We start from the raw sequence: 13,944 nt of genomic DNA, 5'->3' as shown, positions 1-13,944 counted from the left end.
CACTGACCGCTTGGCGCAGATTCTCTTCGGTAACCCCTTTATTGATTACATCCCGCAGACGCTGCGTTCCCGCTTCCGGCGCAAAGGTCAAACCGCTTTTACGCACTTGCTGTACCTTATGAGCCAGCTCCACCGAAAAGCTGTCAATACGCAGGGACGGCAGCGATAGGCTAACCCCTTCCGCTTTGTGCTTCTCCAGCAATGTCTCCACTAAGGGTTCCAAGCAGGAATAATCAGCGGAGCTCAGGGAGGTTAAGGACATTTCGTTGTAGCCCGTATTCTCCAGCATCTCCTTAGCCAGCGCCTGTAAGGTCTCTTGCTGTCGCTCCCGCACAGGGCGATAAATAATGCCGGCCTGGCAGAAGCGGCAGCCCCGTGTGCAACCCCTAAAGAGTTCCATCATAATTCGATCATGCACTGACTCTACATAGGAAACGATGGGCCGAGTCGCCGTTCCCATCGCATCCAAGTCTGCCACCACGCGTTTTTGCACGCACGCCGGCGCCTCCGGCTGCAGCGGCGTTATGGCCGTATCAAACGAGGCTTCATCATAATGAACCTCATAAAAAGAAGGTACATAGATGCCGCGGCAAGTCGCCAAACGACGCAAAATCTCCTGACGCCCGCCCGGTTTGCCGGCTTGTTTCCAGGCGCTGTACTGCGCAATCACTTCCCCTAGGACTTCCTCGCCCTCGCCCAGCACAAAGCAATCAAAAAAGTCAGCCGCAGGCTCTGGATTAAACGCACAAGGACCGCCGCCGATAACCAATGGCTCATCCTCTTGCCGTTCCCGCGCCAAAAGGGAAATCCCCGCCAAGTCGAGCATGTTCAGCACATTGCTGTAGCTCATTTCATATTGCAAGGAAAAACCGAGCAACTCAAAATCCCGGATCGGCGTGCGTGTTTCCAGAGAATATAAAGGCAAGCCAGCCTGGCGCATCTCCTTCTCCATGTCCACCCATGGCGCGTATACTCGCTCCACGGCGGCGTCCTCTCGCTCATTCAGCAGCTGATACAGTATTTTTAAACCCAAATTAGACATACCTACTTCATACACATCAGGCAGGGATAATACCACACGCACTAGCCCAGAATGCAATTCTTTACGCACACTATTATACTCCTGCCCAGTATAACGGGCAGGCTTTTCCACACGACTTAGCATGGCCGCATCTAATTGAAGCATGCTCATCCTCCTCTTAATAAAACGTCAACAAGACGCCTCCAGCGCCATAGCACCGAATCGGCGCATGACCACTACGGGGCGTCCTGTTACAATATGTTTCGCCATCAGGCCTCTTCAGAACATAATTTTCTGTCTGCGCATATAAACATTTAACAGCAAGCCGACACTAAGCAAATTAGTAGTCAGCGCACTGACGCCATAACTCATAAAAGGCAAAGGAATACCCGTCACAGGCATAATGCCGGCAGTCATGCCGACGTTAACCAGCACATGGAATCCCAGCATCGACGTTACGCCTGTCGCCAAAAGAGAGCCAAAATTATCTCTGGCCTCCCCGGCGATCTTAACGCCCCTGTAGAGCAGGACAAAGTACAATAGCAGCAGCAGCACAGCGCCCAAAAAGCCCAATTCTTCCCCAATAACTGCAAAAATAAAATCCGTATGGTTTTCAGGCAGAAAGTTCAGCTGACTTTGGGTACCGCCAAAAAGTCCCTTGCCAAATAGCATGCCCGAACCAATAGCAATTTTCGACTGAATAATATGATAGCCAGAGCCCAAAGGATCTACGTTAGGATCCAAAAAAACAGTCAAGCGCTTTTTTTGGTACTCTTTAAGAAAATGCCAAAAAATAGGCATAAAAGCCAAGCCGGCTCCAAAAATAGCCATCAAATGTTTCGCATTAATCCCGGCGATAAAAACCATACCGAAAAGAATGGCTAAAAACACCAGGGACGTTCCCAAATCCGGCTGCTTCATCACCAGCAGGAAAGGTACGGCCACATACAAGAACACCGGCAAGATTTCCCGGAATGAGTTGAGTTTGCCGACCCGCCCCTCTAACAATTTTGCCAAAGCAATAATCATGATCAGCTTGGAAATTTCCGAAGGCTGCAAACTAATGGGTCCCACCTGAATCCATCGCTGCGCGCCCAGCGCGCTCTGTCCAACAAACATTACTGCCAGAAGCAGTACCAAGTTAAATCCATATAGCGGCTGCGCCAGCCGCCCTAAGGAACGATAGTCAAAGTTCAACAACCCCACTATCAGCACCAAATTCAATATAGCAAACAGCCCTTGCCGTTGCACAAACCAATATCGTTCTTCTGAAGGATTATTGATGTGCGTGGCGCTGCCGATGATAACCAGGCTCAACAAAAGCAACAACACTGTTACTCCGATAAGAGTCCAGTCAAGATTGCGCAATAGTCTTCGGTTAAGCATTGCACGCGATGTTTCCTTCCTCTTTGATCTGCCCTTTCGCCATGCTGCATGCCTTGAAACGGCCTATTAACGCTTCATGCGCTGCACGGGAATATTAGCGATCAACGCCACTGCAGATTTATCATTTGTCAAACTGAATTCCATATCGTGTTCATTGATTTCCATATATTTGGAAATTACTTTGATCAAGTCATCACGCATGGCTTCCATAATCTGCGGCGATACACTGGCCCGGTCATGTACAAGAACAAGACGCAGACGCTCTTTGGCAATATCTTTGGACGCATTGTTTTCACGTCCGAAAATTTTTTGGATAAGTGCTAACATCTTTGTCCCTCCTTACAGGCCCAAAATCCGTTTTAACCGTCCAAAAAAGCCGTCTTCTTCTTCAAAAGACAACAACGGGACTTCTTCGCCCATCAAGCGCTGCACCATATTGCGATAGGCCTGGCAAGAAGCGGCCGCCGGGTTGGTCACAACCGGCTCGCCGCGATTGGTTGATACGACAATAAACTCGTCCTCTGGAATAATGCCCAGTAAATCAACCGCCAAAATTTCTACAATATCGTCAATACTCATCATATCGCCGCGCTGCATCATTTTAGGACGAATACGATTAACGACCAAGCGGGTGTTTTCCTTTTGCTCCGAATCCAAAAGACCAATAATACGATCAGCATCACGAATTGCGGACACTTCCGGCGTTGTCACCACAACCGCTCGGTCCGCGCCGGCAATGGCATTTTTAAAGCCCTGCTCGATGCCAGCGGGGCAGTCAATGAGCACATAATCAAACTCCTGCCGCAATTCCTCGCACAAAGCTTTCATTTGCTCTGGATTAACAGCGGATTTATCTCTTGTTTGCGCCGCCGGCAGCAAAAATAAGGTTTCATAGCGCTTGTCACGAATCATGGCCTGTTTCAGACGGCAGTTGCCTTCCACCACATCCACCAAATGATATACAATACGATTTTCCAGACCCATGACCACATCTAAGTTGCGTAAGCCGATGTCTGCATCAACCAACGCCACTTTCTTGCCTTGCAATGCAAAACCCGTGCCAAGATTGGCAGTTGTTGTCGTTTTGCCAACACCGCCTTTACCGGAAGTAACAACAATAACTTCTCCCATGGTTAGTCCTCCTCTTGCTCGATCGGCGCAATTACAACAATCTCGTTTTCAATGCGGGCCATTTCCGTCTGTTTAGGTTGTTCCAACACCTCATCCGGCGCCCTGGCAATCAAATCGGCAATGCGAATCTGGCTGGCCATCAGGCGATCCGCGACAATATAGGCGCTGCGGTCTGATGGAAACCCGGCATGAACCACGCCTCTACAAGCGCCGAAAATGCGAATATTCCCCCCGGATACAACGACAGCCCCTGGATTAATGTCCCCGGTAATTTCAATATCGCCTTCATGGCGAATTTCTTGGCCGCTGCGCAGGGTCCTTGTTACGTACAAGGTTTCCGTTTGAAGAGGCGTTGCTTCCGTTTCTTCAAATGGCTCCCACTGCAACTCGTACTTCGCCAGCAGCTGCGTCAATTTTTCCTGTTCGACCGCTTCTTCCCTCCAGGAAGAAGGAATTTTTACCTGCAGGCGCGTACCGGCCAGAAAAAACTGCGATGCATTCGCTAGCTTTTCCGCCAATTCTTTAAACAACGCCTCCATATTGTCAGTATCAGCCAGGAAAAGTTGAATGCCTCCCCGGTTCCCCTTAAACACTACCATATCTTGCATGACGACTCCCTATATCTCGCTAAAAATGAAAACATTCTTGCTTATATTCTCTGTTTTTATCGAGATTCCTTCTTTACTCTCCAGAGTTCCAACATCTATAGTATGGTTCCGGGCCGAAGGAGCCTCTCACCTTCACCTGGCGGCTGATTGAGATTAAAAGCAGCTTCCAGTATCTTTTTGACGATCGGCCCCGCAGAACCTGCGCCAAAACCGCCTTGCTCCACAAGCACAACCACCACCACGCGCGGGTCCTCATAGGGAGCGTAAGCCACAAACCAACCATGATCGCTGCCATGAGAATTTTCCGCGGTACCAGTCTTGCCGGCAATGCTGACCGGGAAGTCTTGGAATAACGAAGCGCCTGTACCGCCTTCTTTCGCTACATCACGCAGTCCCTCTCTCACTAATTGAAGCGTTTTGGGAGAAACAGGCGCATCACCGACTTTCTCCGGTCCAAAGGTCTTGATCGTCTCGCCGCTTGGCGATAAAATCTTATTCACTAAATACGGCCGATAACGCTGCCCGCCATTAGCAATTTGACTCATCACTACGCCAATCTGCAGCGGCGTTGCTAACTGGAATCCCTGCCCAATAGCTGCGTCAAAAGTCTCTGAAAGATACCAGTCTTCCTCAAAGACCTTTTTCTTATAGCGTTGATTGGCCACTAAACCGTCGGCTTCTTCTGGAAGCTTAATACCGGTATAGTCACCCAAGCCAAAAAGACGGGCGTATTTCTCAAGATTATCAATCCCAAGGCGATTACCCATTTCATAGAAATACACATTATCCGACTTGGACAAGGCTTCATTGAAATTAATCCACCCCAACGCCTCGCCTTCGGCATTGCCCTTAGGAATCAGCCAGTGTTTGCCGGTATCCAGTATTTTTTCTTCCGGCGTCACCTTGCCAAGTTCCAAAGCGGCTACGCCGGTGACGATTTTAAAGGTTGACCCGGGCGGATACTGACCGGAAATCGCTTTATTATTCATGGGATAGAAAGGATTGCTGTTTAACGCGTTCCAATCCTTGCTGGATATCCCACCGGCAAACAAATTCGGGTTAAACGTCGGCCGACTGGCCATCGCCAAAACTTCGCCCGTTTTAGGATTAAGCACCACTGCCGCCGCCGCCCGGGCGTTACGGAATTGACTTTGAGTCTGCAAATAGTAAAGCTGCGCATCCATGGCCTCTTCCGCCGCTTTTTGAATGCGTGAATCAAGAGTCAGCACCAGATTATTTCCTGGCTGCGGCTCTCGTTTTCCCAGCACCGTCACCGGGCGACCAGTAACGTCGACTTCCATTTGCCCGCCGCCGTCCACGCCGCGCAGCTCGGAATCGTATACCTTTTCTAAGCCAAATTTACCAATAATATCGCCTGATTTATAACCTTCCGCCTTTTTCTTTTCCAGCTCGTCCCCGTTAATTTCACTGACATAGCCAAAAACATGCGCCGCCATTTCATTGAAATTATAATTGCGGATAGGTTGAATTTCGATCATCACGCCCTTTAGCTCACTGCGCCGTTCTTCAATGCGGGTAACAATATCCGCCCCTACATTCGTCTTGATGCGCACCGGTTCAAAAGAGCCAACATGTTGCTCCAGCTTCTGCTTGATTTCATCTACAGGCATGACTAGAATAGCCGACAGCTGCTGCAGCACTGAGTCTTCCACAGGTCCCACCAGGGGCAGCAAAGAAACAGTAAAGCCAGGACGATTGGATACGACCGCGACGCCATTGCGGTCATAAAAAATGCCCCGAGGAGCCATGGAGGGAATCAGACGAATCCGATTTCCATCCGCCAGCAGGCTGTAATAGTCGCCTTGATACAATTGCAAATAAGCCAAACGGCTTATTAGGGCAACAAAAATAAAAATGACAATTAAAAATAAGACATCGAAGCGATGACTCAAGCGTTTGGTTATAAGCACCAGCCATCCCTACTTTCGCCTTTTTTGCACATGCTTACCATCCTCAAAAAACAAGTGAAAGCACAGACCTATTGCCGTGCTTCACAATCATTACCTCTTAGGGAATCCGGTATAAAAGGCGAACCAAGCCATATACCGGCACAGCCACTGCCATATTATAAATCGCTTGAGGCAATACAATCTCATACAAGCTTTCGCCCCATCCCAAAGACAAACCAAGGAGTTTGAGGAAAAAAACTGCAAAAATGCCTTCGCTCAACGTAGCGCCGCCGGCCGCCAATAAAGGCAGCAGACTATGATCTTTAAAAACTTTACGCTCCGCCATGCCGGCCAAATATCCCATAATAGTCAAAGGAATCAGATGTAAGCCTAAAATTCCTCCTGTTGCTAAATCTTGCAGAAGGCCGCCAAAAAATCCGCAGATCGTTCCTGGTGTGCGGCCTCCTAAAAACGCAGCGGCAAGCACAAAGCAAACGACAAAGTCTGGTTGAATATCATTAAAGGAAATGGCCGGAGCCAAAGTAGTCTGCAAAGCCAATAATAAAATCACACTAAGGCACCAGGCAAAAAGCTTCACTACTTTTTCCCCCCTGCATTGCTGGCCGCTGGCGCCAACGGCGCAGGCGGCGGCTGCCGCGAACCAACAAGGACTTGCACCTCTTCTAAGCGATCAAATTGCACCGCCGGCTTAAGCACTGCATACTTTAGCAGCCCGCCTTCACTGTTCACAACATCAACCACTTCCCCTAAAGCAATGCCCTGGGGGTAAATGCCGCCGAAGCCTGACGTAACCACGGTATCGCCGATAATAATATCCGCGTCACGCGGTATATTCACCATGCGCGGCTGCTGCGGCGAAGCCGCATGCCCTTCCAAGACTGCCGCCACTCTTGATTCCGGTCGCTGTACCAAGGCGCCTACGGCATTACGAGGATCTAAGAGCAACTGCACTTGCGCAGTATGCGCATATACATTACTAACACTGCCAACAACGCCTTGCGCCGTAACCACAGCCATGTCTTTAGTTACGCCATCGTCGGCGCCGCGATTGATTGTCAGTGAATTGGTCCAAGAAGACGCATCTCTGGCAATGACCTTCGCCATCAGCAGATCAAACTGTGGCGAGCTGGCTTTATAATCCAGCAGTACCTTCAAGCGAATGTTCTCCGCCTGCACTTCCGCCAGTTGCGAGCGCTCCTGGCGCAATTGCTCCACTTCCGCTTTTAGCAGCTGATTGTCATCATACACATTCCAAAGATCGCTAACCTGCGATCCAGTACTGTGAATGCCATGTCCTAACGAAGAAAAGACATACTGAAAAGGCGAAAGAACCGTTACTGCTGCCGCTTCCACAAAAGGAATACGCACAGGTCCTTTCGTTGCCGTTACCAGTAAAATCACCAGCAACAGCGCCGCAATACTCAGCGGCAGTTTTTTATTGTCGAACCACCCCACGGCTTTGACTCCTCTCTAACCCAGTTTTTTGGGAGAAGCCATTAGTACGCGCTTCAAAAGATCAATGCTTTCCAAAACGCGGCCTGTGCCAATGCCTACGCAAGAAAGCGGGTCTTCCGCCAAATACACGGGCATGCCGGTTTCCCGGCTTATCAGTCGGTCCAAGCCATGCAACAAGGCGCCGCCGCCTGTCATGACAATGCCTCGGTCCATAATATCCGATGCCAGTTCCGGCGGTGTTTTTTCTAAGGTGATTTTTACAGCGTCAATAATGCCGCTGATTGGTTCGCTTAGGGCTGTTTGCACCTCACTTGATCTCAAGTGCAGCGTTTTCGGCAAGCCGGAAACCAAATCCCGACCGCGAATCTCCATGCCGATATCCTCTTCACGCGTAATCGCTGAGCCAATTTTCATTTTCACTGCTTCTGCAGTACGTTCGCCAATCATCAAGCTATATTTTTTCTTCACATAACTAACGATAGCTTCATCCATCTCATCGCCGCCAATACGAATCGACCGGCTAGTCACAATACCGCCTAAGGAAATAACAGCAACTTCCGTCGTCCCGCCGCCAATATCAACCACCATGTTTCCCATAGGCTCATGGACGGGCAGACCGGCGCCAATCGCGGCCGCCATCGGCTCTTCAATTAAATACGCTTCTCTGGCTCCCGCTTGAATCGCTGCATCAATTACGGCACGCTTTTCCACTTCTGTAACGCCCGAAGGAACACCCACAACCACACGCGGACGAATAACGGTGTTTGTCTCAATCGAGCGGCGAATAAAATATTTCAGCATCGCATGGGTCACGTCAAAGTCAGCAATAACGCCATCCTTCAGCGGCCGAATAGCCACTATATTGCCAGGCGTCCGGCCAATCATTTGCTTGGCTTCCTCGCCAACAGCCAATACCTGGCCGCTATCCTTCTGAATGGCCACAACCGAAGGTTCCCGCACAACAATGCCTTTCCCTTTCATATGCACCAAGGTATTCGCCGTTCCTAAGTCAATTCCCATGTCCCTCGATAGAGACCGGAAAGGATTCCAAAGTTTCATGTTCATACTCCTTTTCATCATACCAAAATATTTCTTAGCTGTTCTCAATAAAGTAAGCCTTTTTCTTTTAAGCTGACAAACCGCCCGTCGCCGATGATTACATGATCCAATACTGGCAGTTCCAACAACTTGCCGGCTTCCGCCAGACGCAAAGTCAAGGCAATATCTTCTTTACTGGGCGAAGGATCGCCACTGGGGTGATTATGCGCTAGAATCAACGCAGCCGCTTGATGCCGAAGCGCTTCCTGAAACACCCTTCTTGGATCAACAAGAGCTGCATCCATAGTGCCAACTGCGACGCAGCAACTGGCTAAGACCTGATGCTTCGTCGAAAGCAGCAGTACATGAAATTCTTCCTGCTGCACATAGCGCAGCCGATGCAAATACCAATTCGCAGCATCCTCCGGCTGCCTAATGCTGGTTATATCGCCGGAAGCTTGCCGCGCATACAAACGTCTGCCAAATTCAATGGCAGCAGTTATTGTAATCGCTTTGACATTGCCAATTCCCTTATACTTCGACAAATCTTCCGGCCTGGCTGCAGCCAACAAAGCTACGCCGCCCGGCTGCTCATACTCCTTCAACAATCCTTGAGCAATGGACAATGCTGACTCTTCCACGGTGCCTGTACGCAACAAAATAGCCAACAATTCTGCATCACTCAAGCCTCTTGCTCCCAGACGCAGCATTTTTTCCCTAGGCCGTTCTTTTTCCGGCAGTTCCCGCATGGTCCTCGCCGGCCGCCGCATCACAAGGGAAGGTCGGTCTGACGTAAAAGATCGACAAGCGCAAACAGCGGCAGTCCTACCACATTTTGGTAGCACCCTCGAATACCGCGAATAAAACGGGCTCCTTGGCCCTGGATGGCATAAGCCCCCGCTTTGTCCAAAGGTTCGCCGGTTGCTACGTAAGCAGCCAATTCCCTTTCGTCAAGAGGTCCCATATCCACCTCGGTTTTTTCACAATGGCTCCAAATCTGTTTTCCCTGCACAACGGCAATGCCAGTATATACCTGGTGTGTTCTGGCAGCCAGCAAAGCAAGCATACTCTTGGCATCCTCCGCATCGGACGGCTTACCCAAAACAACACCCTCGCACACCACAATCGTATCCGCACCAATAACAATCGTATCCGGATCGGAATGCGCCGCTACATCCAGCGCTTTGCTGCGTGCATGCCCCAATACTAACTGATCCGGCGGTACCGGTGCGTCATTTTTTTCTTCTACCGAACTTACTTCGATACTAAAGGGAATCCCCAGCAACTCCAAAATTTCTTTGCGACGCGGAGATGCTGAAGCCAGCTTCACCTGCATAGCTCTCACTCCTTATAGTCGGCGGAACAAAAGCACCGCGGCAATAATCCCCAATAAACTGATAAAATTGGGATATAACGACAAAGAAAACTGGATCTGCAGCACGTATAGATTCACCAGCACTGGAGGCATTTCCAATAGCGGAAACTTTCTGGTCAAATAAGGCGCCAGTGGACTAAGCCAGCCGGAGGACGCCAAAAAATCTCCCAGCATACCGCCAAATACAGCGCCGGTTACTACAAAAAGCGCTAACATGCCATATCCCCTGCCCAACGAGCCGGTACGGACCGCCATCCAATCTCCTCCTATGTTATAGGCTATTCAAACGCTTTGAGAAAAAAGAGAAGCAACCCAAAAGCGTTCTGGTTTATTGTACCCTATTTGCTCACACACTGTAAATAGCTGCAACCAAGAGAAAAGGCGCTTCTCCCGTCAGGAGAAGCGCCTTTTGCCTTATATGTTCTTACTTGCCAATAACAGCGATAACATCGCCAGGCTTTACGCCTTGGCCAGCTACAGCGTTGAGGGACTTGAGGGTACCCGCAACAGGAGCCGTAATTTCGTTCTGCATTTTCATGGCTTCCAGAATCATCAGCACGTCGCCTTTTTTAACGGCTTTGCCGGCTTCGGCAACCAGACGGATAATTTTGCCAGGCATAGGAGCTTTAACCGGAGTGTCGCCATCAGCAACAACAGCCGGAGCAGCAGCGGCAGCCGGAGCGGCCGGAGCGGCAGCAGGAGCAGCGGCCGGTTTAGCGGCCGGAGCGGCGGCTTTCGCCGGAGCTGCGATAACTTCTTCTACTTCTACCTGATAGGAAGCACCATTAACAGTAATGTTAAATTTTTTCATGTGTAAATTCCTCCAATTTATAAGATTATAAATCTAGAAGACCAATCAATGAGAATTCATATTCTTGCTGCGTCCAGCTTGAGCCCAAGCCAAGCTAACGTTGGAAATCCGCAGCGCCTTGATTTGTCCGCCCATCATGGCAGCTACTGCAGCGGCAATGACCGCTACTACTTCGGGTTTTACATTTTTCGCATCAATTGTCATGCCATTCACCCTTCCTTATACCGGGAGGTTGCCGTGCTTTTTGGCCGGACGAGCCTCACGCTTGCTGGACAACATGTTGAAGGCCGTAATAATGCGCGGACGAGTTTCCTTGGGCTCAATGACGATGTCAACGAAGCCGCGTTCAGCCGCTTTGTACGGAGTTGCGAACTCTTCAACATATTTTTCGGTTTTCGCAGCCACATCAGGATCCTTACGGAAGATGATGTTAGCAGCACCGGCAGGACCCATAACGGCAATCTCAGCAGTCGGCCAAGCAAACACTTGATCGGCGCCCAAGTCCTGAGAGCACATGGCCAGATAGGAACCGCCATACGCTTTACGGGTAATTACGGTTACTTTCGGCACGCTGGCCTCGGAATATGCATAAAGCATTTTGGCGCCATGACGGATGATACCGCCATATTCTTGATCAACACCAGGCAAGAAGCCAGGAACGTCAACCAAGGTGAGAATCGGAATATTGAAGGCATCGCAGAAACGAATAAACCGCGCGGATTTATCCGAAGCGTTGATGTCTAAGCAGCCAGCCATAACGTTCGGCTGATTGGCAATAATACCGACCGCGCGACCGTCCAAGCGGGCAAAGCAAGTGATGATGTTCTGCGCATAATGCTTATGCGATTCATAGAACTCACCATTGTCAACCACTTCGCGGATTACATCGAACATGTCGTAAGGCATGTTCGGGTTATCCGGCAGCAAGGTGTTGAGCTCGTCAGACATGCGGTTCGGGCAGTCGCCGGTATCCACAACCGGAGTTTCTTCCAGGTTGTTGCTGGGCAGGAAGCTCAGCAGGTACTGGATCTGCTCCAGGCAGTCCTGATCATTTTCAGCTGCAAAATGAGCCACCCCAGATACGGAGTTATGCGTCATAGCGCCGCCGAGGTCTTCTGCGGTTACTTCTTCCGCCGTAACGGATTTAATAACTGCAGGACCGGTAATAAACATCTGGCTGGTGTTCTTCACCATATAGATGAAGTCGGTCAGAGCCGGAGAATACACAGCGCCGCCAGCACATGGTCCCATGATTACGGAAATCTGCGGGACAACGCCGGATGCCAGAGTGTTTTTGTAGAAAATTTTGCCGTAGCCTGCCAAAGCGTCAACCGCTTCTTGAATACGAGCGCCGCCGGAATCGTTTATACCAACGATCGGAGCTCCCATTTTCAAGGACAGATCCAACACTTTACAGATTTTAGCAGCATGCATTTCACCCAAAGAACCGCCTTCGCAGGTGAAATCCTGAGCAAATGCATACACCAGGCGGCCATTAACCGTACCATAGCCGGTAATAACGCCTTCGGCGGGAATTTCTTTCGTCTGCATGCCAAAGTTTACGCAACGATGCCGTACAAACTGATCCAATTCCACAAAGCTTTCGGGGTCAAAAAAGAATTCAATGCGCTCACGGGCCGTCATCTTACCGGAAGCATGTTGCTTTTCAACGCGTTTTGCGCCGCCGGCTTGCATGATTTTGGCCTGATTGGCTTTCAGTTCTTGGATTTTTTCCTGAACAGTAGCCATCGTACACCTCCTGTAGATTCTCGCAATGATCTATTTGCGCTCGGACAGTTCCACCAGCACACTGCCGGTCGCTTTCGGATGTACGAAGGCGATGCTGGCTCCACCGGCACCATAGCGGGGTTTTTCGTCAATCATACGAATGCCTTGCTCTTTCAAAGTAGCAAGCGCAGCTTCCAGGTTTTCGACGCGGAACGCCACATGCTGGATGCCTTCGCCTTTTTTCTCAATGAACTTGGCAATCGGGCCGTCTGGGCTAGTGGACTCCAACAGTTCCACTTCGCTGTCGCCGCAAGGAATGAAGCAAACGCGAACTTTCTGCTCTTCTACCACTTCTTCGCCCATGGCTTGCAGGCCCAAAACTTCTGTATAGAATTTTTTAGCCTGTTCGAGATCTTTTACTGCAATCCCGATATGATCTACTTTCAAAGCTTTAAACACGATTCTACCTCCTCTTTCTAAGCTTGCTCTAGGAACTCAGCGCAACACTTGGTGTAAAATTTCACGCACCACCGAATAGGGATCTTTCTCTCTTTGCTCTACTTGGATAACCAAGTTGTCAAAGTTTCCAGACTCCTGCAGATGACGCATAACTTTCCTGCCAATTTCCTCGTCCAGTAAATCCAGCAGCTCGTTTTTCGTCCGCTCGCGTCGACGCACCGTTAGAGCGCCGCTTGTTTGCAGATATTCAAAATGTTCGCCAATGGTCTCTACCAGCTCAGTTACGCCCTCATCCCGGCTGGCTACCGTCCGCTTCACCGGCGGTCTCCAGTCGGTATGCTCCTGATTTAAGTCGAGCATCATGTCTAATTCGACATGGAGCTTGTCGACTCCTTCCCTGTCCGCTTTGTTGATGGCAAAGACATCGCCAATTTCCAAAATGCCTGCTTTGATCGCTTGAATGTCGTCTCCCAGGCCGGGAACCATCACTACAATTGTAGTGTCCGCAGCCTTTACGATGTCGACTTCTGACTGACCAACGCCGACGGTTTCAACAAAGACTACGTCCATGCCAAACGCGTCAAGGATTTTCACAGCTTCCGCCGTTTTGCGCGACAAGCCTCCCAGAGAACCTCTGGTGCCCATACTACGGATAAATACGCCTTCGTCCATGGTGAGATCCACCATGCGGATGCGGTCGCCTAAAATAGCGCCGCCCGAAAAAGGACTTGTAGGGTCAATGGCAATAATGCCTACTGTCTTGCCTTGGCGGCGATAAGCTTTGGCAAGTTTGTCGGTCAACGTGCTTTTACCGGCTCCCGGCGCGCCAGTGATACCGATAACATGAGCTCGGCCAGTATGAGGATACAGGGCTTTCATAATGTCTACCGCCGTATCATACTCATTCTCCACCGCTGTAATCGCCTTAGAGAGCGCTCTCCGAGATCCTGCTAGCACTTGTTCTGCAATATTCATTGGCAAATGCACCACCTTATGGCCGC

Annotated in this window: 17 protein-coding genes; all 17 read right to left on the bottom strand. The window is 50.1% G+C overall.

Going from position 1 to position 13,944, the window contains the following annotated elements:
- A partial coding sequence (locus tag PHF27_RS05260) for a TIGR03960 family B12-binding radical SAM protein (protein ID WP_300067033.1) occupies positions 1-1,186 on the bottom strand: 1,186 nt, incomplete at its 3' end.
- 114 nt (positions 1,187-1,300) lie between these two features.
- A complete protein-coding gene (gene rodA, locus PHF27_RS05255) occupies positions 1,301-2,407 on the bottom strand; it encodes a rod shape-determining protein RodA (RefSeq protein WP_300067030.1) in 1,107 nt (368 codons plus the stop codon).
- A gap of 66 nt (positions 2,408-2,473) precedes the next feature.
- On the bottom strand, positions 2,474-2,734 hold the full coding sequence (gene minE / locus PHF27_RS05250; protein WP_300067027.1) for a cell division topological specificity factor MinE: 261 nt from the start codon (positions 2,732-2,734) through the stop codon (positions 2,474-2,476).
- A 12-nt stretch (positions 2,735-2,746) separates the two neighbouring features.
- Entirely contained in the window at positions 2,747-3,538 is a 792-nt protein-coding gene (gene minD / locus PHF27_RS05245) for a septum site-determining protein MinD (protein WP_300067024.1), read from the bottom strand.
- 2 nt (positions 3,539-3,540) lie between these two features.
- On the bottom strand, positions 3,541-4,146 hold the full coding sequence (gene minC / locus PHF27_RS05240) for a septum site-determining protein MinC (RefSeq protein WP_300067021.1): 606 nt from the start codon (positions 4,144-4,146) through the stop codon (positions 3,541-3,543).
- A gap of 95 nt (positions 4,147-4,241) precedes the next feature.
- Positions 4,242-6,077, bottom strand: coding sequence for a penicillin-binding protein 2 (gene mrdA, locus PHF27_RS05235; protein ID WP_300067018.1), 1,836 nt, complete (start codon positions 6,075-6,077; stop codon positions 4,242-4,244).
- Between the two features lie 97 nt (positions 6,078-6,174).
- The gene (gene mreD, locus PHF27_RS05230) at positions 6,175-6,654 is read right to left on the bottom strand and encodes a rod shape-determining protein MreD (RefSeq protein WP_300067015.1); all 480 of its coding nucleotides are present in this window, start codon (positions 6,652-6,654) and stop codon (positions 6,175-6,177) included.
- Complete coding sequence (gene mreC, locus PHF27_RS05225; protein WP_300067012.1) at positions 6,654-7,532, bottom strand: rod shape-determining protein MreC; 879 nt, start codon at positions 7,530-7,532, stop codon at positions 6,654-6,656. The genes mreD and mreC overlap by 1 nt, the downstream gene beginning before the upstream one ends.
- A 15-nt stretch (positions 7,533-7,547) precedes the next feature.
- Complete coding sequence (locus PHF27_RS05220) at positions 7,548-8,591, bottom strand: rod shape-determining protein (protein ID WP_300067009.1); 1,044 nt, start codon at positions 8,589-8,591, stop codon at positions 7,548-7,550.
- 44 nt (positions 8,592-8,635) lie between these two features.
- Positions 8,636-9,319, bottom strand: a complete 684-nt coding sequence (gene radC / locus PHF27_RS05215; protein WP_300067006.1) for a DNA repair protein RadC — start codon at positions 9,317-9,319, stop codon at positions 8,636-8,638.
- Positions 9,320-9,339: 20 nt separating this feature from the next.
- Positions 9,340-9,906, bottom strand: coding sequence for a Maf family protein (locus tag PHF27_RS05210; RefSeq protein WP_300067004.1), 567 nt, complete (start codon positions 9,904-9,906; stop codon positions 9,340-9,342).
- Positions 9,907-9,918: 12 nt separating this feature from the next.
- Entirely contained in the window at positions 9,919-10,200 is a 282-nt protein-coding gene (locus tag PHF27_RS05205) for a DUF4321 domain-containing protein (protein WP_018703406.1), read from the bottom strand.
- Between the two features lie 169 nt (positions 10,201-10,369).
- Positions 10,370-10,756, bottom strand: coding sequence for a biotin/lipoyl-containing protein (locus PHF27_RS05200; RefSeq protein ID WP_018703405.1), 387 nt, complete (start codon positions 10,754-10,756; stop codon positions 10,370-10,372).
- A 45-nt stretch (positions 10,757-10,801) separates the two neighbouring features.
- Complete coding sequence (locus tag PHF27_RS05195) at positions 10,802-10,960, bottom strand: hypothetical protein (RefSeq protein WP_300066999.1); 159 nt, start codon at positions 10,958-10,960, stop codon at positions 10,802-10,804.
- Positions 10,961-10,975: 15 nt separating this feature from the next.
- Positions 10,976-12,505, bottom strand: coding sequence for a carboxyl transferase domain-containing protein (locus tag PHF27_RS05190; RefSeq protein ID WP_300066996.1), 1,530 nt, complete (start codon positions 12,503-12,505; stop codon positions 10,976-10,978).
- A gap of 30 nt (positions 12,506-12,535) precedes the next feature.
- Positions 12,536-12,943 (bottom strand): methylmalonyl-CoA epimerase, encoded by a 408-nt coding sequence (gene mce / locus PHF27_RS05185; RefSeq protein WP_300066993.1) that lies wholly within the window; start codon positions 12,941-12,943, stop codon positions 12,536-12,538.
- A 36-nt stretch (positions 12,944-12,979) separates the two neighbouring features.
- A complete protein-coding gene (gene meaB, locus PHF27_RS05180; RefSeq protein WP_300066990.1) occupies positions 12,980-13,918 on the bottom strand; it encodes a methylmalonyl Co-A mutase-associated GTPase MeaB in 939 nt (312 codons plus the stop codon).
- Positions 13,919-13,944: the final 26 nt, after the last annotated feature.

The sequence above is a fragment of the Anaeromusa sp. genome (assembly GCF_028691475.1).
In the GTDB taxonomy this organism is placed as follows: Bacteria; Bacillota; Negativicutes; order Anaeromusales; family Anaeromusaceae; genus Anaeromusa.
Note: the sequence above shows the minus strand (reverse complement) of the source record. Positions and strands in the feature narration are given on the sequence as shown.